Source organism: Nocardia sp. BMG111209, assembly GCF_000381925.1.
GTDB lineage: Bacteria > Actinomycetota > Actinomycetes > Mycobacteriales > Mycobacteriaceae > Nocardia.
This window is the reverse complement of sequence record NZ_KB907307.1, coordinates 818857-839620: the sequence shown is the minus strand read 5'-3', so window position 1 is coordinate 839620 and position 20764 is coordinate 818857. Positions and strand designations below refer to the sequence as shown.

The window sequence follows — 20764 nt, the reverse complement described above, 5'->3', positions numbered from 1 at the left end:
AGAATTCTCAAACCGGATACGCGCCGATTCGGGGCGGCCCACAAAATCGCTCGAAGCGAAAACCGGGCCTGTTTCGGCGCGAATTCCGCGGGTTATTCCGTAACGGGCCCCCGGGGTCCGGACGATGACTGGTTGCACAGACCACGAACCGGTAACGTACGGAGGTGGTGCCGACCCTGGCACCCGCGACCGGACGGATGGCCGCGGCGGTACGGAAAGGCATCAGCGAGCTATGACGGGCACGGCCGAGAAGCTGCAGGAACTGCGCAAGCTCCTCGAGGTCGCAGAGGAACCGGCGGGTCAGGCCGGGATCGACAAGCGGCGGAGCAAGGGTATCCCCAGCGCTCGCGAACGGGTCCGGATGCTGCTGGACAAGGGCACCTTCGTCGAGACCGGCGCGCTGATGCGCCAGCCGGGCTCCGAGAACGCCTTCTACGGCGACGGCGTGGTCACCGGTCGCGGCTACATCGACGGCCGCCCGGTGGTGGTCATCGCGCACGACCAGACCGTCTACGGCGGTTCGGTCGGTGAGATGTTCGGCCGCAAGGTCTCCGCGGCGATGGAGTTCGCCTACGAGAACGCCTGCCCGGTCGTCTGCATCAACGACTCCGGCGGCGCCCGCATCCAGGACGCGGTCACCTCGCTGGCCTGGTACGCGCTGATGTGCCGCTGGCAGGGCGAATTGTCCGGTTATGTGCCGATGGTCGCGGTCATGCTCGGCAAATGCGCGGCCGGTTCGGTGTACGGCCCGGTGAATATGGACATTCTGGTCGCGACGGACAATTCGTATATGTTCGTCACCGGCCCCGACGTCATCAAGGCGGTCACCGGCGAGGACATCAGCGCCGAGGAGCTGGGCGGCGCGGCGGTGCAGGCCCGCGACGGCCTGCTGCACGCCGTCACCCACACCGAACAGGAAGCGTTCGACTGGGTGCGCAAGTACCTGAGCTACCTGCCGTCGAGCTGCCTGGAGCAGCCGCCGCTGATCAACCCGGGCCTGGAGCCCGAGACCACCGCGCACGACCTCGAACTGGACTCGATCATCCCGGACGCCGACAAGTCCGGATACGACATGCACGAGATCCTGCTGCGGATCTTCGACGACGGCGACTTCCACGAGGTCGGCGCGGGCAACTCGCAGAACCTCATCACCGGTTTCGCGCGGGTCGACGGCCGGGCCGTCGGCGTGATCGCCAATCAGCCGCTGGTGCTCGGCGGCGCGCTCGACGCGCAGTCCGGCGACAAGGCCGCCCACTTCATCCACATCTGCGACGCGTACCACATCCCGCTGGTCTTCGTGGTCGACACCCCGGGCGTGCTGCCCGGCGTCGAGGAGGAGCGCAACGGTGTCATCAAGAAGGGCGGCCGGTTCTTCCGGGCCCTGATCGACGCCACCGTCCCGATCGTCACGCTCGTGGTCCGCAAGGCGTACGGCGGCGGCTACGCGGTCATGGGCTGCAAGCAGCTCGGCGCCGACATCAGCCTGGCCTGGCCCACCGCCCGCATCGCGGTGATGGGCGCGGAGGGCATGGTCAGCATCGTCGGCCGCCGGCAGCTGGCCGCGGTGCCGGCGGAGCAGCGCGAGACGGTCAAGCAGCAGATGATCGACTTCTACAACGCCACCGTCGCCACCCCGTGGATCGCGGCCGAGCGCGGCTACATCGACGCGGTGATCGAACCGTCGCAGACCCGGCTGGAGCTGCGCAAGGCGTTGCAGGTGCTGCGCGACAAGCAGGCGGTCCGCAAGTCCAATCCGCGCAAGCACAGCATCGTCCCGCTCTGATCGCCGGTGCGGGCGCCGGACGGCTCAGCACTCGTCCGGCGCCGGCACCCCTTGCAGTCGCTGGTCCAGCCAGCTGATCGCGCCCGGATATCCGACGACGCCCGCGATCACGTGTTCGCCGAACACGCTGCGGTACACCGCGGTCGCGCCGAGTGCGCACTGCTGCCGGAACAGGTTGCGCGCGCCCGAGGCCGGGATCCAGAACTCCTGCTCGCCGTTGTAGATGTACAGCGGCACAGTCGATTTCATATCGGCCATGGCGGTGATCCGGTAGATCTCCGCCGCGACCGCGCCGTGCAGCGGATCGGGGACGTCGGCGGCCAGGTCGATGGGCAGCTGCAGCAGGCCGGGAACCGCGAAGATGCTGCCGCAGGTGTCCTTCAGCGGCGATACCGCCGCCCAGCGGGCCAGATTGTTCATCTCGGCCAGGATCTCCGGACGCTCCCGGCCGACGCCGAAGGTGGCGGCCAGGAAGAACCCGGCGGCGAGGTTGGCGTTCATGCTGCGGCCCAGCAGTTCGTAGTCCGCGGGCACGCCGCCGAGTGCGGCGCCGACCACCACATCGGCCAATTCCGGTGCGTACGAACCGATCAGGGCGACCGCGCCGCGGGTGGCGATCGCGCCGCCGGAGTATCCGGTCATGCCGAACCGGCTGTCGGCCAACTCACCCGAGGGCAGTTGCCGCACCGCGCGGATCGAATCCAGGACGGCGTGACCCGCCACATACGGCTCCGCATAGGCCATCCGCGGGCCCTCGTGATCGGGGATCAGCACCGCGTACCCCCGCCACACCGCCAATTGCGTGGTGGGCGGCAGGAAGTCGGTGACGTTCGTGTATACCGGCGAAACACCGTGCGCCAGTGAATAACTCGCGGTACAGGCCCGGCCCAGCGCATCGATGGGCAGGTTGTTCACCACCACCGGCCGGGAGCCGGCGCCGGTCCACGGCGTCGACGGCAGCACCAGCGAGGCGGTCGCGAAGGAGGGCCCGTCGTGCGCGTCGGTGGTGCGGAACTTCAGTTGCAGCACCTGCCGCACCGGCGCGGTGAGCACCGGCGCCGCGGTCGCGGTCACATCCCGTACCTCGAGTACCGCACCGGGTGCGGCGGCGTCCAGTCCGTCGGGCCAGGAGTCGAAGAACGGATCGCCGACCGCCGTCGGTAGCACCGCCTCCTGCAACCGGGCCAGATCCGGCGACAGGCCGGGCAGCGGCGCCACCGGGGCCGGCGGCGGCACGATCGGCGGCGGCGGGATCACCCGGTCGATCCACTGCTGCACCTCGGGCAGATTCGGCAGCTCGAGCCGGCCCATCGCCGGGAGCGCCGGTGCGGCTGCCGGATCCGCCTGCGGGGCAACCGGTTCTGGGGGCGGCGCGGGGGGCGGTAGCCCCGGAATCGCCGGTAGGCCGGGTATCGCCGGCAACGGCGGGAGGCCGGGCAGTGGCGGTTGCGCAACCGCCGTCGCCGGTACCGACAGGATCAGAATCGCCGCAGCGGGAATCCACCAATTCCGCACGGTCCACCCCCAACAGGCGAGATCACTTCGTTGTGAGTCGTCCCAAAGCGGTTGATACCGTGGCCCTCTCGGGCCGCGATGCCGACCGCGCCGGACAATTCGAGGGTAGCGACGCGGAACCGCCTGGTCGGGCGACGTTTTCGTTTCGTGCGCGGCTGGATGCCGGTTCGCAACCGGCCGCCGCCGGGTGACTCGATGCGGACACGGCGCCTGTCGCGGGCCCTGGCGGCCGCCGCGACGTCGGTATGCTGGGCGCCGACCCGAACACCGGTACCGAGTCGAGGGAGACCAGATGCGCATCGTCATCGCGGGTGGACACGGTAAGGTCGCGCTGCTGCTGACCCGGTTGCTCGCCGGACGCGGCGACGAGGTGATCGGAGTGATACGCAATCCCGCCCACGCCGGCGATCTCGAGGCCGCCGGCGCCCGCCCGGCGCGACTGAGCCTGGAGGACAACACGATCGACGAGGTGACCGCGCTGCTGGCCGGCGCCGATGCCGCGGTGTTCGCCGCCGGCGCCGGGGCGGGCAGCGGGGCCGCGCGCAAGTACACCGTCGACCGCGACGGGTCGGTCCTGCTGGCCCGCGCCGCCGAGGCCGCGAAAGTGCCGCGCTTCCTGCAGATCTCGTCGGCGGGCGCCGGTCAGCCGGTCACCCGCGGTGACGAGGTGTGGGCGGCCTACATCGACGCGAAGACCCAGGCCGAGGACGATCTGCGCACCCGCCCGCTGGACTGGACGATCGTGCGGCCGGGCAGCCTCACCGACGAGCCCGGCACCGGACTGGTGACCCTCACCGAGCCGCCGGGTGCGCGCGGCGCGATCCCCCGCGCGGATGTGGCCGCGGTACTCGCCGCCGTACTGGACGCACCCGGCACGGTCGGCAGAACCCTGGAGCTCATCGCCGGCCCCACCCCGATCGACCGGGCGGTCGCGGCGATCTGACCGCGCCGGTCAGCAGTCGGACGGCGCCGGTTCGCCGCGCATCCGGGCGTCCAGCCACGCCATCACCTCGGGCAGGCCCAGGACGGCGGCGGTGAGGTGGTCGGGGACCGGGATCGCCTCGGACTGCAACCGGACCCCCGCGCCGCACCAGCGGTGATCGGTGTCGACGATCGCGTCCACCGGGACCAGGCCGTCGATCGGCGAATGCCATTCGAAGACGGGCATATTCGGCACGCCGTCGTAGAGTTGCAGGCTGTTCTCCTCGATCACCTCGCGGGCCACCGGATCCTGCGTCATCGAGGTGGTCTTCGCGAAATCGATCATGCCCTTGCCGGCCGCCGCGGTGAGCAGATCGTTGGTGCAGCTGTTCGCCATTGCCTGCCGGACCGCGAGGCCGCGATCGTTGAGCTGATCCGACAGCGGGAACCGGTCCGGATATTCGCGTTCCAGTCCGAGCCCGGCGGCCAGCGCCAGCCCGAACACCGGATGCGCGCCGAAGCCGAGGCTCTCCAGCATGGTCACCAGATTCATCGGCACACCGCCCGCCGCGGCGCCGGCCAGGCGCAGTTCCGGTGCGTACGTGGGGGCCAGCGCGGCCGCCCAGGCCGTCGCCATCCCGCCACCGGAGTAACCGGCCATCGCGACCGGGCTCGCCGCCGTCCGCGACCGCGGCAGCCGCTGCACCGCGCGGATCCCGTCCAGCGTGATCTGACCACCCAGACGTGCGGCGCCGTAAGCGAATTGAGGACCGAGATGATCCGGCATGGTGATGGTCCAGCCCCGCTGCAACAGCAAGTTGTAGGCCGGCGCCTCGCGCACCATCAGTTTCGGATCGCTGGTGTAGAGCACGTGCGAGACCGCGCATTCGGTGCCCAGCCCGTTGATGATCGTCTGATACGACAGCAGCGGGCCGTTGTCCGGATGGTTGCGGGGGCTCAGTACCGTCGTGGTGGCCGCGATCGGTTTGCCCTCGGAGTTGGTGGAGCGGAACTTGATCAGGGTGATATCGGTGTCCGGAAAGATCGCCAGCGGCGGCAGCGCCCGGGTGTCGAGCACGTCGCCGGGCTGGTGGTCGGCGATGTCCGCGGGTGCGGCGTAGAACGGATCCGGATCCGCCTTCGGATAGATCGGTTGCGCCGCAGCGGTTTCCGAACCCGCCGCCACGAGCAACAGCCCGGCGGCCACCGAGATCAGTGTCCGCCGGAGTGTGGTTTTCCCCATGGCCGAGCAGGGTATCCGGTACCGGCCGCCACACCCAGTACTCGGGAACTGTCGGGAGAAGTCACAACCCGCCCGCGGCCGCCGCGGATACTGCATCTGCACCTGTACGTTCACCTGCACGAACAATTTGAAAGTTATCTTTCACTGCACGTTTCGTGCTTGTGCATTGAGGGGATCAGCGGTAGATGTCGGGGGTGACAGTCGATCGGGCGCAGACATCGGCGCACCGTCGTAGTTGGGAGGACCTTCCGGGCGAGGCGCGAGCCGCGATCGAGGCGGCGACGGGTCCGATCCACTGTTCCACGTCGGTGATCGCCGGATTCTCGGCCCATCTCGCCGAGATCATCGATGTCGGCACCGAGCAGTTGTTCGTGAAGGGCCTGCGCGCCGACGATTGCGAGGTCTGGTCGCAGGAGCGCGAGGCCGAACTCGGCCGCTACGTCTATCCGATCGGGCCGCAGGTGCGCTGCCACCTGCGCGCGGGCGGCTGGGATCTGGTCGTATTCGATTACATCCCAGGGCATTTCGCGGACTACCGCAACGACGCCGATCTGGCCGAGACCGCGGCGGCGATGACCGCGCTGGGGCGGCTGCGCTGCCCGCCGCGGCAGCCGCTCAAGGATGCGGTGCACCGCTGGGGCAAATATCTCACCGACACCGCCGATGTGCTGCGGTTCGGTGGCGACGCGCTGCTGCACACCGACTGGAACTACAGCAACGTCCTCATCACCGATGCCGATGCCCGGCTGGTCGACTGGCCGTGGGCCACCCGGGGCGCGCCGTGGATCGACCCGTGCTGCTGGATCGTCTGGCTCATCCTCGCCGGTCGCACGCCTGCCGAGGCCGAACAGTGGGCCGCGCGCATCCCGGCCTGGCACGCCGCGACCGAGCGCGATCTCGAGGTGTTCGCGACCGCCCTGGCCGCGGAATGGACCTCGACCGCGCACCGCAATCCGAACATCTGGACGTGCAGCCTGCGTGACGCGGCGCGGCAGTGGATGATCCACCGCTGGCAGCCGTAATCCGGCGCTCGCTCGGCGCGGTAGTGAAAGTCGCTCAGCGCGTTGGTGAATGGATCACTCAGCTCCGGCGCCCGTTGTCGGCCGTGCTGAAGCGGCGATCCAGGCGGTGGGCGCTGATCTGCCGTCCGGCGTTCGCGATCGCGGTCACCATCGAACTGCCGAACGCGCCCTCGCGATCGAACAACGTGGCGGTACCCACCGCGAGACCGTCCCGGCTGAGGTGATTGTCGGCCTCCGCACCCACCTCAGGGCCGACGGGCAGCCGGGCCAGCGCCAGCGTCACGTCGGTGTTGATGTAGCCGATGCCCTCGTCGCTCCAGTTGGTGACCATGCTGGTCTGCTCACCGACCAGTGCGGCCCGCACGAACGGCGACGGATCCTCGCCGACCATGACGTTCATCGGATGCTGCCAGGTGCGCTTGCGGGAGGCGTTCTCGTGCGCGCCGAAGGCCTGTGCCCACGGGCCGCCGGCGTCGCTGCCGAACCACGGGATACCCGGGCCGGTAGCCGGCGGCGCGAGCTCCAGCGGCGGCGGTGACGGCTGCCGCTCCCGGGTCCAGACCTTCCCCGGCGGCTCCTCCGACGGCCGCAGCAGCACCACCGAGGCGCGGGCCACCGGGGTGCCGTCGTTGCTCAGCACGGCGTCGGCGACACGGATGCGGTTACCGTCACGGACGCGCGTGGTGACGACGGAAAGCGGACGCATTCGGGCGGGCGCGAACATGTCCACGGTCAGCCGGACCGGAGCGAAGCCGTCGCCACCGTGCTCGACCTCGAGCCGGTGAGCCAACAATCCGCACACCGCCGGACCGACCACCTGGTCCGAGGACCATTGGCTCACGGCGAGAGGATCCGGGACGAACCGGTCCCCGTCCGCGCGAAAGTACCCGTATGACCCGCTCACTGTGCTCGTCCTGCCTGGTCGGGCCGCGGTCGGCCGCCGATCTTGATCCGAATCGACATATAGCACGATCACCGGCGAACAGCCAACAAACGTCGAAAGGCCAAGACATGCGGTTGCGAGCACTTCGGAGCAACTCTCCAGCAGCCGAAATCGCCTCTGCGAGTGCGTATTCGAAGTTGCAGATGTACTTGCATTTGTGCGCTACGTCGCCCTAAACTCGTTCTGCAAGGCAAAACAGGGGAATACCAGGGAGCCGTAGAGTGAACCCGGTGCCAATACTTGCCATCGGATGACTCGCGGCCTGGCGCTCAGGGGCGTTCACATGAACCAGCCAATGGACCTCGGCCGGATCGGGATCATGAACTTCAGCCGGACCGACAACTATAACAACTCGCGGGAGACCGCGACCCGTTTCGTCATCGATGCTGTCGAATCCACCGGCGCGGCCAGCCGCGACGACTTCGACATCGATCGGATCGTCACCACCGCACACGGCCTGGTGAACGATTGGGATTTCCAGGGTATGCAGCCGGAAGCCTTCTGGCGCATCGCATCCACCTGCATCCGGCAGTAGGACGGCGCCGTGGGTGGCAACCCCCGATCGGCCGCTGCCACCCGCTCCTTCATCGAAATACCCACGCGCACAACGTGGATCGGCGGGCCGCGATCGCGCGCGGCCGGTAGCTCAGCCGAGTCCGCGGATCGTCTTCTCCAGCAGTTGCCGTGACCGCTCCGGCGCCTCCGCCTGGACGCTCAGCCGATCCATGACCTGGCGGTACAGCTCCAGCTCCGCCTGCTTGTCGAGATACAGGGCGCTGGTGAGCTGCTCCAGATACACGATGTCCGGCAGTTCCGGCTCCGCGAAGCGCAGCATGGTGAACGAACTGCCCACTGCCGCATGGCCACCCGCCGAGAACGGCAGGACCTGAATGGTGATGTTGGACCGGTGCGACATGTCCAGCAGATGCTGCAACTGGGCCCGCAGCACCTCGGCGCCGCCGACCGGCCGGTGCAGCACCGCCTCGTCCATCACGGCCCACAGGGTGGGCGCGCCCGGCCGGCCGAGGATCTCCTGCCGGCGCTTGCGCAGTTCCACCCGGCGGGTGGTCTCCACGTTCTCGTGCCCGAGGGCCACGATGGCGCGGGCGTAGTCCTCGGTCTGCAACAGACCGGGAATCACCTGGCCCTCGAAGGTACGGATGGACTTGGCGGCGTGCTCCAGTCCGAGATAGGTCTCGAACCAGGGTGGCAGCAGATCACTGTAGCGATGCCACCACCCCGGCTGATTCGCCTTGCGAACCAACTCCAGGAAAGTCTCGCGCTCATCGGCATCCGCGACGCCGTACAACGTCAGCAGATCGCGAATATCGCGCTCTTTGAAGCCGGTCCGCCCGAGTTCGAGCCGGCTGATCTTGGCATGTGAACCACGAATGTGGTCGCCGGCACGCTCGCGTGTGATACCCGCCTGCTCGCGCAACTTTCGCAGTTGTCCGCCGACCGCAATACGCAGGGCGGTCGGGCCGCGGTCCGCGACAAGCGATTCCACACGGCCGATCCGGACGGGCTCTGCGATCATGAGGGTCTACTCCGATGCTCGACTGATCACCGGCAGTGAGGGCCACAACCGCCTCGTCGCGAACCACACCGCGCCGAATGCCAATGTTACCGTCCCCTAGGCGAGATCGTCGAATTCCCCGCTCTTTGCTCCGCGCAGAAAGGCATCGATCTCGGGACGGGTGTAGACCAGCACCGCACCCTCGGGATCCCGCGAATTGCGCATGGCCACCAGACCGTTCGCCAGATCCGCCACTTCCACGCAGTTTCCGCTCGGGTTGCTGAAGGTGCTCTTGCGCCACTTCATTTCGGACGTACGGCCAATCCCAGCTGCTGACATCTCCGACATCACAGTCTCCATCCTCTCGGACCAGGGCCTGCCCGCCTGCCGCGGAGCCTCGGTGCTTGCATCTGTTCTCGCAAGTGTTCTTGCATTTGAGCGGAACGTCCTCACGATAGCACGGTGATTACCGCGGATCGAGGCTTCGAGCGAAACGAAATCTTCTGCGCGACAAGGCGTTCGATCTTGATCTCGACTACCCGCCGGAGGTTTGCCACAAACCCGCACAACCGTGACGCACTGTGCAGATGTACTTGCATTTGCACAACACACATCCTTAGACTCGGGGACGACGCGACCGGCCGCATTCTCCACGGCTCTCGGACCGGCCGACGCCGGCATCGGCACCGACATCCATCTCGCACAGGTCAGAGGGCTTCCGGTGAACCAACGTCTGTTTCAGCCCGGTACATCCGAATCGAGCAGTGGCGCCGAGGGATTCGACGACTGCGCGACCGAACCCGGCAATCTCACCTTCCGCCGCGCGCGGAACATCCTGAGCACCCACGATCCGCACCTGGGTTGCCGGCAGTGGATCGCGGCGGCCGCCTACCTGTCGGCGGGCCTCGACGACGAGTGATCCGCCGAGGTCACGACGTCGCCGATGGCGCGGGTGCGCCACCGGTGCGCGCATGCCCGATTTCTCGGTGAACAGACGGGTATTTCGTATCCGTCCGGGCCCACTCGTGCCCGGGCTGCTGCACAATTGCAGTAGTCGCCGGCACTCATCGAGGAATTATGAACGAGCACAAGTCCGTTTCGGTCGTTTCGACGATTGCCGCAGTCGCGGCAGCGGTATTCCTGACCGGTTGCAGCCACAGCGCCACCGCCAAATCCATTACCGAACAAGTGCACTCGCCCGTGGCGGCGCCACAGGCCGCCGGAAATGTCCCGATCGGGCCGGGCCCGTCCGGCACGTACACCGTTGCGGCGCAACCGGCTCCGGGCACGTGCCATTTCCGCTATACCGCCGGCGGTCAGCCGCTGCCCGATCCGGTCTGTACCCCCGGCGCGACCAATCCGAAGGTCACACCGGAAACCATCGGCGACACGATCTGCCACAGCGGATACACCTCGTCGATCCGCCCGCCCGCGTCGATCACCGACCGGGAGAAGGACGCGAACGCGAAGTCCTACGGCTACACCGGCAATCTGCACGACGCGGAGTACGACCACCTGATCTCGCTGGAACTCGGCGGCGATCCCAACGATCCGCGCAACATCTGGGTCGAGCCGCCCTCCCCCGGGCACCAGGCCGGTTCCGGGCCGGAGAACCCGAAGGACAAGGTGGAGAACCAACTTCACACGCTGGTGTGCGGTAAGAAGGTCCCGCTGGCCGATGCCCAGTCCGCGATCGCGACCGACTGGACCACCGCCCTGGCCACCGTCGGCCATCCGGACGGGAAATGATCAGGAGCGGGTCGCGGTCACCAGGCTGATCAGCGAGGTCACCAGCGAGGCCGACGGATCCGGCGCCGGCGGCGTGCGGCCCAGCGCGCGGATGTAGGCGTCGACCTCGGTGCGCTCGGCATCCCAGCCGTGATCGGCGAACCACGCCGCGGCCTCGTTGCGCGGCTCGTTGTAGATCAGCTGCACCCACTCGGCGCGGCCGTGGCCGGCCTGGTCCGCGTACGACCGCATCTCCTCGAGCGCGGCCGGGCTCAGCATCTCGGTCTGCTCGACCGCGGCCCGGCTGTCCCGGCAACTGAGCGAGTCGATCGACTCGAACAGGCGGTCCTGCGCGGCGGCGGGCAGATACGGCAGCAGCCCCTCGGCCAGCCAGGCGGTCGGCCGGGTGCGGTCGAATCCGCCGTCGCGCAACGCCCGCGGCCAGTCCTCACGCAGATCGACGGCCACCTCGCGGCGGCGGGCCCGCGACATCCCACCGGCCGCGGCCAGCGCCTTCGCCTTGAAATCCAGGACCGGCGCCCGGTCCAGCTCGTAGACCACGGCATCGTCGGGCCACGACAGCCGGTAGGCGCGAGCGTCCAGGCCGGAGGCGAGGATCACCACCTGACGGATCCCGGCCTCGATCGCGGATTCGCAGAACGCGTCGAAATATCGGGTGCGGGCCGCCAGATACAGCTGGAAGCCGGCCCCGAATCCCGGATCGGTGAGCGGATGCTCCGCGACCAGGCCGTCGAGCAGGTCCTCCCATTCGGCGCCGGCGGCCCGGACGAAGGTCTCGGCGAACGGGTCCGACGCCAGTGGGTCCGGTTCCCGCGAGGCGAATGCCCGGCCGGCCGCCACGAACAGCGCGGTCGACCCGACACCGGAGGTGATGTCCCAGGAGTCTCCCTCGGTACGCATGATCGTGAAAGTACCGGTGATCCGGGCAAATCGAATCGCGACACTCTACGCCGGGTGACAAGCGCGTGCGTGACATTTCGGCAACTTCCGGCGGGCGGGTGCCCGAATCAACCGATTTCCGCGCATGCCGGTTGCCGGACGGATGCCGGATCCGCCTAGGCTCACCCACGTGGTCTCACCGATCGATGTCGCCAAGCGCCTGGTTCTCGGACAGCCGTTCCGCAGTGACCGGCTCGGTGAGACGCTGCTGTCCAAGCGCATCGCCCTGCCGATCTTCGCCAGCGACCCGCTGTCCTCGGTGGCCTACGCGACCCAGGAGATCTTGCTCATCCTGACGCTGGCCGGGGTGGCCTATCTCAACCTGACCTGGTGGGTGGCCGCCGGCGTCGTGGTGCTGCTGGCGGTCGTGGTGCTGTCCTACCGGCAGGTCGTGCAGGCGTATCCGTCCGGCGGCGGTTCCTACGAGGTGGTCGCCGAGAATCTCGGGGCCACCGCGGGCCTGGTGGTGGCGGCGGCGCTGATGGTCGACTACGTCATGACGGTGGCGGTGTCGGTGGCCTCCGGCGTCGACAACATCATCTCGGCCGCGCCCGGACTCAATCCGTATCGGGTGGTCATCAATCTCGGCGTCGTGGTGTTCCTCACCGCGATGAATCTGCGCGGGGTGCGAGAATCCGGGCGGCTGTTCGCGATTCCCACCTACGCCTTCGTGGCCGGGGTGCTGGTCATGACGGTGCTCGGGCTCGGCCGCACCGCGTTCGGGCACGCGCCGGTCGCGGAGAGCGCCGGCTATCAGATCCAGCCGCAGCAACTCGGGTTGTCCACGGCTGCGGTGGCGTTCCTGCTGTTACGAGCCTTCTCCTCCGGATGTACCGCGCTGACCGGCGCCGAGGCGATCTCCAACGGCGTGCCCGCGTTCCGCAAACCGAAGGCGCTCAACGCCGCGCGCACGATGACCGCGATGGGTGTGCTGGCGATCTCCATGTTCGCGGGCGTCACCGCGCTGGCCATGATCTCCGAGACCAAGGTCACCGAGAACACCTGCGATCTGATCGGCTTCCCCGGCGACTGCCGGACCGACGCGCAGAAGACCGTCATCGCGCAGATCTCGGCGGCGGTGTTCGGCGGGCACAGCGTGGCCTTCTACTACCTGATGGTCACCACCGCGCTGATCCTGATCCTGGCGGCCAACACCGCCTACAACGGCTTCCCGCTGCTGAACTCGATCCTGGCGCAGCGCCGCTACATGCCGCGGCAGTTGCACACCCGCGGCGACCGGCTGGCGCTGTCCAACGGCATCATGATGCTGGCGCTGGTCGCGGCCGGGCTGCTCTACGCCTTCCACGGTTCCACCACCCGGCTGATCCAGCTCTACATCGTGGGCGTGTTCACCTCGTTCACGCTGTGTCAGGCGGGCATGGTCCGGCACTGGAACCGCGAATTGCGCAGCACGCCGGCCGGGCCGGAGCGGGCCCGCATCCACCGCGCCCGCTTCATCAACGCGTTCGGCTCTTGTTTCACCGGCGTCGTCCTGGTCGTCGTGATGATCACCAAATTCACCCACGGCGCCTATCTGGTGGTGTTCGCGATCCCGGTGCTGGTGCTGATCATGTACGCGATCCACCGGCACTACTCCCGGGTGCGCGACGAGCTGGCCATCGCCCCCGACGACGAGGAGACCCTGCCGGGCCGCGTGCACGCGGTGGTGCTGGTGTCGGGCTGGCACAAGGCGACCCGGCGGGCCGTGCAGTTCGCGCGGGCCACCCGGCCGGACGCGCTCACCGCCATCACGGTCAACGTCGACGATTCCGACACCCGCCGGCTCACCCGGGACTGGGAGGAGGCCGGCGTGCAGATCCCGCTGAAGGTGGTGGAGTCGCCGTACCGCGAGATCACCAAACCCGTGATCGACTACATCAAACGGGTGCGGCAGGCCCGGCCGCGGGACGTGGTCGCGGTCTACATCCCGGAATACGTGGTGGGCCGCTGGTGGGAAAATCTGCTGCACAACCAGAGTTCGCTGCGCCTGAAGGCCCGGCTGCTGTTCGTCCCGGGCGTGATGGTGACCAGCGTCCCCTATCAGCTGCACTCGTCGGATTCGCGCACCGCCGAACGGGTGCAGCACTTCCCGGGTGAGGTCCGGCGCGGAATCACCGGCCCGGTCCGAGCATCCGGCCCAGCGGGGCCAGCCGCGCGCGCTCACCGGGAGTGAGGGCCGCCAGGCGGGCGGTGATGGCCTCGTCGAGCCGCTCGCGGATGCGGACGCGCAGGTCCTCGCCGGCCGGGGTCGGCCGGATGCGGGTGATGCGGCGGTCGTGCGGATCGGCCGCGCGCTCGAGCAGGCCGCGCTGCCCCATCCGGTCGACCATGCCGGTGACATTGGTCTTGTCGCAGCCGAGCCGGGCCGCGACCTCGCCGAAGGACGGTTCCTCGCGGCCGAGCAGGCACAGCAGCTGGGTCTGCTGACTGGTCAGCCCGAACTGCCGCGCGACCTCCGCGTAGAGCACCGAGGTCTCCCGGTGCAGGGTCATCGCCGCGGTGACCAGGTCCGCGTCGTCGTCGCTCACGCCACACAGTCTACGTGCTGGACTGTTGACATCCTCCACTTTATTGGTCGATGATCTCGACTATCGATGATGTCAACTCTTTGGAGGACGTATGACGGTCGCACTGGTCACCGGTGGCTCGCGCGGGATCGGGGCCGCGATCGCCCGCCGGCTCGGCGCCGGCGGGGCGCGCGTGGTGGTCAACTATCGCGAGAATGCCGAGGCCGCAAGGGAAGTGGTGGCCGATATCGAGACCGCGGGCGGCCGCGCGGTCGCCGCCGCCGGTGACGTCGCCGATCCCGTGCGGCTGCTCGGACTGTTCGATCTCACCGAGCGCACCTTCGGCGGTCTCGACGTCCTCGTGGCCAATGCGGGCACGGCCCGGTTCGCGACGCTGGCCGAGACCACCGACGCGGATTTCGACACCATGTTCGCGGTGAACACCCGCGGCACCTTCCTCGCGTTGCGGGAGGCCGCGCGGCGGATCCGGGACAACGGCCGCATCGTGGTGGTGTCCAGCGGATCCACCGTGACCGGGCGACCGGGCGCCGGGGCGTACGCGGCCAGTAAGGCCGCCGTCGAACAACTGGTCCGCGCGGCCGCCGCCGAACTGGGCCCGCGAGGTGTGACGGTCAACAGCGTGCGGCCCGGGGCCACGCGCACCGACGCGCTGCGGGTGGACCCGGCCGCCCTGGAGCAACTGGCCGCGCAGGTGCCGCTGCGGCGGATCGGCGAGCCCGGTGACATCGCCGCGATCGTCGCCTTCCTGGTCTCCGCCGACGGCGGCTGGATCACCGGGCAGCATCTGCACGCGGGCGGTGGCTTGTTCTGAGCTATCAAGGGGCGCAGGTGATTTCGATCACCGTCTTTCCTTGAAAGTACGATTCGCGGGTATTCGGGTTGCGCGGCCGCGGGGGCGGCTCGAGAATCCGGCCCGTGGAGAGCAGTAGATGAACAATCCGGACACACCCGTCGTACTGTCGGTCGTCATCCCCGCTCTCGACGAGGCGCGGGTGATCGTGGCGACGCTGGATCGGCTGGTCGCCCAGGACGCCGTCGACGAGGTGCTCGTCGTCGACAACGGCAGTACCGACGGCACCCGGCGCATCGTCGGCGAGTACGCGGCACGGAATCCGAAAGTCGTTCTGGTGGAAGAGGATCGGCGCGGCGTCGCGCGGGCCCGCAACACCGGGCTGGATGCGGCGCGCGGCGAATTCCTGGCCCGCACCGACGCCGACACGCTGGTCGCCACGAACTGGGGCGAGGTCATCCGGCGGTTCTTCACCGAACATCCCGAGACCGCGGCGCTCACCGGACTCACCACCTACTACGACTCCCCCGTGGGATTCCTGCTGGAATTGGGCTATCGCGTCCAGATCCGGCGCGGCAAACTCGGCGGCCAAGTCGGAAATCTGCACGGCCCCAACATGGCCGTGCGCCGCGACGCGTGGGAGCAGGTCCGCGACGACACCTCCACCCGGCCGGACGTGGTGGACGATCTGGATCTGGCGCTGTGCCTGAGCAAACGGGGGCTGCGCATCGATCAGCTGCTGGACATGCGCGCCGAGACCTCGGCCCGCCGCCGCCACACCAGCCCGCGGCGCTGGTGGCACTTCCAGCTCGGCGGCCTGCGCACCATCGAGGCACAGGGCTTCCGGGTGCTGCCCTACCATCGCTTCTTCATCGTGCTGGCCTGGTTCGCGCACACCGCGCAGTGGCCGATCTACCGGTTCTGGGACTTCGACCGCCGCCGATTCACGGTGCGCCGCAGCACCACTCGCGCCTTCCCGCTGGCCGAGCAGGTCTGACCGGCGGTCGGTCCGTCCGACCGGCGGTCAGTGTGCCTGTCGCGCCGGGCGATTCACGATCGGATAGCCGACGGCGACCAGGACCGCCCAGACGGCACCGACGAGCAGCGCGGTGCGGCCGCCGTCGGTGCGGAACAGCAGCACGATCACCAGCGCCAGGAAGGCCAGCGCCACAACGGTTGTGACGGGTGCGCCCGGCAGCCGGTAGTCGGTGGCCGGCAGCGCACCGCGGCGCACCCGGGACCGATAGATCCAGTGGCACACCAGGATCACCGCCCACACCGCGATGATGCCGACCGTGCTCACCGAGGTGATGTAGGTGAACGCCCGGTCCGGGGAGATCACGTTGACGAGTACGCCGAGCACCATCACCGCCGCCGAGACGATGATGCCCGCCTTCGGCACGTGCCGGCGGCTCAGCCCGCCGAGTACGGCCGGGGCCTCTCCGCGCAGCGCGAGGCTGCGCAACATCCGGCCGGTGGAGTACAGCCCGGAATTACAGGACGACAACGCGGCGGTGAGCAGGACGAAGTTGATGATGCCCGCCGCACCCGGAATCCCGATCGCGGCGAACACCTCCACGAACGGACTGCGGCCGGAGTGGAAGGTGCGCCAGCTCGCCACCGACATGATCACGATCAGCGCGCCGACGTAGAACAGCCCGATGCGCAGCGGCAGCGAGTTGATCGCCTTGCGCAGCGTGCGTCTCGGATCGTGCGCCTCCCCCGCGGTGACGCCGACCAGTTCCACGCCGACATAGGCGAACACCACGATCTGCAACGCCAGCAGGGCCTGGCCGAAGCCGTGCGGGAAGACCCCGCCGTCGGCCCACAGATTGCGGACCGTCGGATTCGGCGCGTGGCCGACGTGCAGGGTCAGCACCGCGATACCGATCACGATCATCGCCAGGATCGCGGTGACCTTGATGGTGGAGAACCAGAACTCGCCCTCGCCGAACAGCCGCACCGAGATCAGATTGGCCACGAACAGCACGCCGAGCACCGCCAGCGCGGTCACCCATTCCGGGATCGCGAACCAGTAGCGCACGTACTTCCCGGCCACGGTGATCTCGGCCATGCAGGTGGACGCCCACACCGCCCAGTAGGTCCAGCCGGTCGCGAAACCCGCGAAACGGCCGAGGAATTCGTTCGCGTACTCGGCGAAACTGCCCGAGACCGGACGGTAGGTGAGCAACTCCCCCAGCGCGCGCATGATCACGAAGATCACCAGCCCGGCCGCCAGGTAGCAGAGGATCAGCGCGGGGCCCGCCTGTTCGATGGCGCCGCCGGAGCCGTAGAACAGGCCGGTGCCGATCGCGCCGCCGATGGCGATCATCTGGATGGTCCGCGGATTCAGCCCCCGCTGGTAGCCCTCGCCGCCCTCACCGGGTACGGCGGCCACGACCGCGCCGTCCCCGGGCTCCCGGTTCATGGTCATGATCGGCACGCTACCGGCCGGTGACGATCAGGTGACGGCGGGGTATCGACAGCCCGGATGGACAGGAAAACTTGCAAGTTTGCCTGTCCTTCCCTACGCTGGGCCGGTGCCCGAGCCGGTCCCCCCGCAAACACCCCGCACGCCGGAGCAGATCGCGGCCGCCGCGACCGAACTGCGCGTCGTGGCGGGCCGGTTGCTGCGGCAACTGCGCGCGGCGCGCGCCGATTCGGAGCTCACCATGTCGCAGGCGGTGGTCATCGGCCGGCTCGCGGAGGGCCCGGCCACGGTCGCCGATCTCGCCCGCGCGGAACGGGTCCGGCCGCAGTCCATGCGGGTCACCCTCACCGCCCTGGAGGATCTGGGCGTGGTCGAGCGGACCCCGCATCCGACCGATCAGCGCAGCGTGCTCATGTCGCTCACCGCGGCCGGCCACCGGCTGCGCCGCGAGACCGAGGACGCCAAACAGAGCTGGCTGACCCGGGCGATGACCGAGAAGCTGACCCCCGGCGAACTGGACCGCCTCATGGACGCGGTGGCCCTGCTGCGCCGGCTCGTCGAACCCTGACCGCACCACCGAAACCCCGCACACCGAAGGATTCCGCCGTGACCACACCCCTGCTCGACCCCACCACCGCACTCGTCGTGATCGACCTGCAGCGCGGCATCGTCGGGGCCGCTACCGTCCCGAACCCGATCGAGGACGTCATCGCCCGCAACGCCGAACTCGCCGCGGCCTTCCGCGCCCGGCGGCTGCCGGTGGTGCTGGTGCGGGTGTCGTTCGCCGCCGACGGTGGCGACGTCCCGCCCGGCCGTACCGCGGGCCCGCGCCGCGGCGGCGATCAGCCGGCCGATTTCGACGTCCTGGTCGACGAACTCGACGTGCAGCCCACCGACATCATCGTCACCAAGCGCAACTGGGGTGCGTTCTACGGCACCGACCTGGACCTGCACCTGCGCCGCCGCGGGGTCACCACCATCGTGCTGACCGGCGTCGCCACCACCTACGGCGTGGAGTCCACCGCCCGCGCCGCGCACGAGCACGGCTATCACGTGGTCGTCGCCACCGACGCGACCGGCGACCGCAACGCCGAGGCCCATCAGCACGCCGTCACCCGCATCTTCCCGGCCCTCGGCCGCATCGCGACCACCGCCGAGGTGCTGGCCGCACTGCCCGCGACCGTCGGCGTCTGAGCCGGTCCGCCCCCGGCGGCCACGAATAAAATTGTCCTGGGTAACGTTCGACCGGACAGGCACCGCGGGCCCGGCACTTCCGCGGGGCGGACCGCCGCCGGATCCGCGCGGCGCCCGCACACAGTGTCGTGGCAGTCGAATTCCCCTGTCAGAGAGGCGGATCCAGTCGTGCCGAAGAATCCTCTCCCGGCGCTCGGCCGCGCCATCGCCAATCGCCCGACCGCGATGCGGGCCGCGCCGCTGATCATCCGGATCGAACGGTTCGTGCGCCGGGTGACCGGCGGCAAACACGGGGTGCTGGACGTCGCCGGGCTGCCGTCGATGGAGCTGACCGTGCCGGGCCGGCGGACCGGGGTGCCGCGCACGGTGTCGCTGCTGTACGTACCGGACGGCCCGGGCGCCTTCCTGCTGGTCGGCTCGAACTGGGGCCGGCCCGGCCATCCCTCCTGGTCGGCCAATCTCGGCGCCGTCGATCATGCCGAGATGCACAGTGGCGGTGACCGTTTCGAGGTGAAGGTGCGGCAGCTCGACGGCGCGGAACGGGAGCGGGCCTGGCAGCGGGCCACCGCGTACTGGCCCGGTTACGCGATGGAACAGCGCCTGGCCGGGGATCGCCGCTTCCGGCTGTACGAGCTGATCCGGATCTGAATTTCAGGGCACCACGGTGACCGGCCAGCGGCCCGCCTTCACCAGGCGCACCGCCACCGAGCCGACGATCCGGTGCCCGGTGTGCTCGGAGGCCCCGACCATCACCGCATCGGCCTTGAGTTCGTCTGCGGCACGGGCCAATTCGGCGTAGGGGTCACCGCGGCGGGTGAGGAACGTCCACGGCACCCGGAACACGTCGCGCACCTCGTCGGTGCGCTGCCGCAACTCCCGGGCCAGCTCCTGCGCGACATCCTCGGTGACGCTGCGGACGTCGACACCGTACGCGCCGGCCATCGTCAGCAGCGGCTGCACGTACACCAGGGCCAGCTGCGCGTGCTGCCGGCGCGCGGTGCCCGCGGCGTAGGCGGCGGCGCGCCACGAGGAGTCCGAACCGTCCAGCCCGGCCATGATCACCCGGGGGCCGTCGGTACCCAGTTCGAAACCGGATCCGGCAATCGGCGCCCACTCCGGCGTCCGCTCCTCGGTCATATTCCGAGCTTAGAACAGGCCGTCGGGGCGAGCGCGGGGCGGTATGCCCGGTTCGCGGGGGCGGACCGGTCAGCCGAGATACTTGCCGTACCAGTCGCCGACCCGGTGCCACGCCTCCGCGGCCCCGGCCGGGTTGTAGCGGGCGCCGGTGTCGTTGAAGAAGGCGTGATCGGCCCCGTCGGCGATGAAGACGTCGTGCGGCAGGCCGGCCTTCTCCAGGGCCGCCACCGCCGCCGGCCGGGTGGCGCCGACCCGCGCGTCGAGCGAGCCGTAGATCGCCAGCACCGCCGCCTTCGCCTGGGCCAGGTCGCCCCCGTCGGGGAACGGGCCGTAGAACGGGGTGGCGGCGGCCAGCTCCGGCGTGCCGTGCGCCAGCAACAGCCAGACCAGGCCGCCGCCGAAGCAGAATCCGGTGGCGCCCAGCTTCTTTCCCGGCAGCCGCTTCCCGAGCTCGGCCACCCCGGCCTGCAGATCGGCCACGAACCGGTCCTGCGGGATCTTGCCCAGCGCGGCGGTGGCGGCCGCGGTGTCGGTGAAGGATTTGGTGCCGCCCTCCTCGGACAGCAGGTCGACCGCGAGCGCGGAGTAGCCGATTCCGGCGAACCGGCCGGTGACCGAGCGGATGTGGTCGGTCAGACCGGTGTTCTCGTGGATGACCAGCACGCCGCCGCGCGGCTGCGGCGCCGCCGCCCACGCGCCCTGGAGCGTGCGGCCCTCCGGGCCCGGGAAGGTGACCGATTCGGCGGCCACCGCGCCGGCGGACCCGGGTGGGGCGGAAGTCGGTGCGGCGCCGGAGGTTCCGGAGGCGGGCACGGACGCGGTGGTGGTGGCGGAGCCCGAGCCGGAGTTGTCGGAACAGGCGGCCAGCAGCGCGACCGCGGCCGGGGCGCTCAGGCCCAGCAGGCCGAGCCGGCGCAGTGCCTCGCGGCGGCCGAGCAGGCCGTCGGCGTGATCGTAGGCGATTTCCTCGGCGATATAGCGCTGCAAGGGCTCCATGTCCCCACACCCTAGAGCGTCGCCGCGGCCCGGTCGAGGGGCACGCCGCCGGCCGAA

The 20764-nt window shown here is 69.4% G+C and carries 22 protein-coding genes; 12 read left to right on the top strand and 10 right to left on the bottom strand.

Features of this window, described 5'->3' with window-relative positions:
• Positions 1 to 232: 232 nt before the first annotated feature.
• A complete protein-coding gene (locus G361_RS0103755) occupies positions 233 to 1783 on the top strand; it encodes an acyl-CoA carboxylase subunit beta (protein WP_019925712.1) in 1551 nt (516 codons plus the stop codon).
• 24 nt (positions 1784 to 1807) lie between these two features.
• On the opposite strand, the gene G361_RS0103750 is transcribed toward G361_RS0103755, so the two are convergent.
• Positions 1808 to 3094: a lipase family protein gene (locus G361_RS0103750; protein WP_019925711.1), complete on the bottom strand. Its 1287-nt coding sequence runs from the start codon at positions 3092 to 3094 to the stop codon at positions 1808 to 1810.
• Positions 3095 to 3590: 496 nt separating this feature from the next.
• Between G361_RS0103750 and G361_RS0103745 the strand changes: the two genes are divergently transcribed.
• The gene (locus tag G361_RS0103745; RefSeq protein ID WP_019925710.1) at positions 3591 to 4241 is read left to right on the top strand and encodes an NAD(P)H-binding protein; all 651 of its coding nucleotides are present in this window, start codon (positions 3591 to 3593) and stop codon (positions 4239 to 4241) included.
• Between the two features lie 9 nt (positions 4242 to 4250).
• On the opposite strand, the gene G361_RS0103740 is transcribed toward G361_RS0103745, so the two are convergent.
• On the bottom strand, positions 4251 to 5462 hold the full coding sequence (locus G361_RS0103740) for a lipase family protein (protein WP_019925709.1): 1212 nt from the start codon (positions 5460 to 5462) through the stop codon (positions 4251 to 4253).
• A gap of 194 nt (positions 5463 to 5656) precedes the next feature.
• Here G361_RS0103740 and G361_RS0103735 point away from each other — a divergent pair, with 194 nt between their 5' ends.
• Positions 5657 to 6484, top strand: a complete 828-nt coding sequence (locus G361_RS0103735; protein ID WP_026342650.1) for a hypothetical protein — start codon at positions 5657 to 5659, stop codon at positions 6482 to 6484.
• Between the two features lie 58 nt (positions 6485 to 6542).
• Here G361_RS0103735 and G361_RS42195 read toward each other — a convergent pair whose 3' ends face one another.
• Positions 6543 to 7325, bottom strand: coding sequence for an acyl-CoA thioesterase domain-containing protein (locus tag G361_RS42195; RefSeq protein WP_019925707.1), 783 nt, complete (start codon positions 7323 to 7325; stop codon positions 6543 to 6545).
• A gap of 352 nt (positions 7326 to 7677) precedes the next feature.
• Here G361_RS42195 and G361_RS0103725 point away from each other — a divergent pair, with 352 nt between their 5' ends.
• Positions 7678 to 7962, top strand: coding sequence for a hypothetical protein (locus G361_RS0103725; protein WP_231386771.1), 285 nt, complete (start codon positions 7678 to 7680; stop codon positions 7960 to 7962).
• A gap of 111 nt (positions 7963 to 8073) precedes the next feature.
• Here the strand turns inward: G361_RS0103725 and G361_RS0103720 are convergent, their stop codons facing one another.
• Together G361_RS0103720 and G361_RS0103715 are read right to left on the bottom strand one after the other, a co-directional pair.
• Positions 8074 to 8964, bottom strand: a complete 891-nt coding sequence (locus tag G361_RS0103720; protein ID WP_019925705.1) for a helix-turn-helix transcriptional regulator — start codon at positions 8962 to 8964, stop codon at positions 8074 to 8076.
• 96 nt (positions 8965 to 9060) lie between these two features.
• Positions 9061 to 9249 (bottom strand): DUF397 domain-containing protein, encoded by a 189-nt coding sequence (locus tag G361_RS0103715; RefSeq protein WP_019925704.1) that lies wholly within the window; start codon positions 9247 to 9249, stop codon positions 9061 to 9063.
• Positions 9250 to 9664: 415 nt separating this feature from the next.
• Here G361_RS0103715 and G361_RS42190 point away from each other — a divergent pair, with 415 nt between their 5' ends.
• On the top strand, positions 9665 to 9862 hold the full coding sequence (locus G361_RS42190; RefSeq protein WP_019925703.1) for a hypothetical protein: 198 nt from the start codon (positions 9665 to 9667) through the stop codon (positions 9860 to 9862).
• A 158-nt stretch (positions 9863 to 10020) separates the two neighbouring features.
• A complete protein-coding gene (locus G361_RS0103705) occupies positions 10021 to 10692 on the top strand; it encodes a hypothetical protein (protein WP_019925702.1) in 672 nt (223 codons plus the stop codon).
• Here the strand turns inward: G361_RS0103705 and G361_RS0103700 are convergent, their stop codons facing one another.
• A complete protein-coding gene (locus tag G361_RS0103700) occupies positions 10693 to 11592 on the bottom strand; it encodes an SAM-dependent methyltransferase (protein ID WP_019925701.1) in 900 nt (299 codons plus the stop codon).
• A gap of 169 nt (positions 11593 to 11761) precedes the next feature.
• On the opposite strand from G361_RS0103700, the gene G361_RS0103695 reads away from it, so the two are divergent.
• Positions 11762 to 13804 (top strand): APC family permease, encoded by a 2043-nt coding sequence (locus G361_RS0103695; protein WP_019925700.1) that lies wholly within the window; start codon positions 11762 to 11764, stop codon positions 13802 to 13804.
• Here the strand turns inward: G361_RS0103695 and G361_RS0103690 are convergent.
• Positions 13743 to 14159, bottom strand: a complete 417-nt coding sequence (locus G361_RS0103690; protein ID WP_019925699.1) for a MarR family winged helix-turn-helix transcriptional regulator — start codon at positions 14157 to 14159, stop codon at positions 13743 to 13745. The two genes, G361_RS0103695 and G361_RS0103690, sit on opposite strands and share 62 nt — an antisense overlap.
• Before the next feature lie 91 nt (positions 14160 to 14250).
• On the opposite strand from G361_RS0103690, the gene G361_RS0103685 reads away from it, so the two are divergent.
• Positions 14251 to 14970: an SDR family oxidoreductase gene (locus G361_RS0103685; RefSeq protein WP_019925698.1), complete on the top strand. Its 720-nt coding sequence runs from the start codon at positions 14251 to 14253 to the stop codon at positions 14968 to 14970.
• A 118-nt stretch (positions 14971 to 15088) separates the two neighbouring features.
• Complete coding sequence (locus G361_RS0103680) at positions 15089 to 15946, top strand: glycosyltransferase family 2 protein (RefSeq protein ID WP_019925697.1); 858 nt, start codon at positions 15089 to 15091, stop codon at positions 15944 to 15946.
• Positions 15947 to 15973: 27 nt separating this feature from the next.
• Here G361_RS0103680 and G361_RS0103675 read toward each other — a convergent pair whose 3' ends face one another.
• Positions 15974 to 17377: an amino acid permease gene (locus G361_RS0103675; protein WP_052172722.1), complete on the bottom strand. Its 1404-nt coding sequence runs from the start codon at positions 17375 to 17377 to the stop codon at positions 15974 to 15976.
• A 112-nt stretch (positions 17378 to 17489) separates the two neighbouring features.
• Between G361_RS0103675 and G361_RS49105 the strand changes: the two genes are divergently transcribed.
• The 3 genes from G361_RS49105 (at position 17490) to G361_RS0103660 (ending at position 19222) form a co-directional block, all read left to right on the top strand.
• The gene (locus tag G361_RS49105; protein WP_019925695.1) at positions 17490 to 17948 is read left to right on the top strand and encodes a MarR family winged helix-turn-helix transcriptional regulator; all 459 of its coding nucleotides are present in this window, start codon (positions 17490 to 17492) and stop codon (positions 17946 to 17948) included.
• Positions 17949 to 17986: 38 nt separating this feature from the next.
• Positions 17987 to 18574 carry a hydrolase gene (locus tag G361_RS0103665; protein WP_019925694.1) on the top strand — a complete coding sequence of 196 codons (588 nt, stop codon included), beginning with the start codon at positions 17987 to 17989 and terminating at the stop codon, positions 18572 to 18574.
• Positions 18575 to 18742: 168 nt separating this feature from the next.
• On the top strand, positions 18743 to 19222 hold the full coding sequence (locus G361_RS0103660; RefSeq protein WP_019925693.1) for a nitroreductase family deazaflavin-dependent oxidoreductase: 480 nt from the start codon (positions 18743 to 18745) through the stop codon (positions 19220 to 19222).
• Positions 19223 to 19225: 3 nt separating this feature from the next.
• On the opposite strand, the gene G361_RS0103655 is transcribed toward G361_RS0103660, so the two are convergent.
• Both G361_RS0103655 and G361_RS0103650 read right to left on the bottom strand, forming a co-directional pair.
• The gene (locus G361_RS0103655; protein ID WP_019925692.1) at positions 19226 to 19711 is read right to left on the bottom strand and encodes a universal stress protein; all 486 of its coding nucleotides are present in this window, start codon (positions 19709 to 19711) and stop codon (positions 19226 to 19228) included.
• A gap of 69 nt (positions 19712 to 19780) precedes the next feature.
• Positions 19781 to 20707, bottom strand: coding sequence for a dienelactone hydrolase family protein (locus G361_RS0103650; protein ID WP_019925691.1), 927 nt, complete (start codon positions 20705 to 20707; stop codon positions 19781 to 19783).
• Between the last annotated feature and the right edge of the window lie 57 nt (positions 20708 to 20764).

Bases quoted from the DNA above. Each gene is read 5' to 3' on its own strand.
- G361_RS0103755 (WP_019925712.1), top strand. From the start codon at position 233: ATGACGGGCACGGCCGAGAAGCTGCAGGAACTGCGCAAGCTCCTCGAG.
- G361_RS0103750 (WP_019925711.1), bottom strand. From the start codon at position 3,094: ATGGGCCGGCTCGAGCTGCCGAATCTGCCCGAGGTGCAGCAGTGGATC.
- G361_RS0103745 (WP_019925710.1), top strand. From the start codon at position 3,591: ATGCGCATCGTCATCGCGGGTGGACACGGTAAGGTCGCGCTGCTGCTG.
- G361_RS0103740 (WP_019925709.1), bottom strand. From the start codon at position 5,462: ATGGGGAAAACCACACTCCGGCGGACACTGATCTCGGTGGCCGCCGGG.
- G361_RS0103725 (WP_231386771.1), top strand. From the start codon at position 7,678: ATGACTCGCGGCCTGGCGCTCAGGGGCGTTCACATGAACCAGCCAATG.
- G361_RS0103720 (WP_019925705.1), bottom strand. From the start codon at position 8,964: ATGATCGCAGAGCCCGTCCGGATCGGCCGTGTGGAATCGCTTGTCGCG.
- G361_RS0103715 (WP_019925704.1), bottom strand. From the start codon at position 9,249: ATGAAGTGGCGCAAGAGCACCTTCAGCAACCCGAGCGGAAACTGCGTG.
- G361_RS0103705 (WP_019925702.1), top strand. From the start codon at position 10,021: ATGAACGAGCACAAGTCCGTTTCGGTCGTTTCGACGATTGCCGCAGTC.
- G361_RS0103700 (WP_019925701.1), bottom strand. From the start codon at position 11,592: ATGCGTACCGAGGGAGACTCCTGGGACATCACCTCCGGTGTCGGGTCG.
- G361_RS0103685 (WP_019925698.1), top strand. From the start codon at position 14,251: ATGACGGTCGCACTGGTCACCGGTGGCTCGCGCGGGATCGGGGCCGCG.
- G361_RS0103680 (WP_019925697.1), top strand. From the start codon at position 15,089: ATGAACAATCCGGACACACCCGTCGTACTGTCGGTCGTCATCCCCGCT.
- G361_RS0103675 (WP_052172722.1), bottom strand. From the start codon at position 17,377: ATGAACCGGGAGCCCGGGGACGGCGCGGTCGTGGCCGCCGTACCCGGT.
- G361_RS0103655 (WP_019925692.1), bottom strand. From the start codon at position 19,711: ATGACCGAGGAGCGGACGCCGGAGTGGGCGCCGATTGCCGGATCCGGT.
- G361_RS0103650 (WP_019925691.1), bottom strand. From the start codon at position 20,707: ATGGAGCCCTTGCAGCGCTATATCGCCGAGGAAATCGCCTACGATCAC.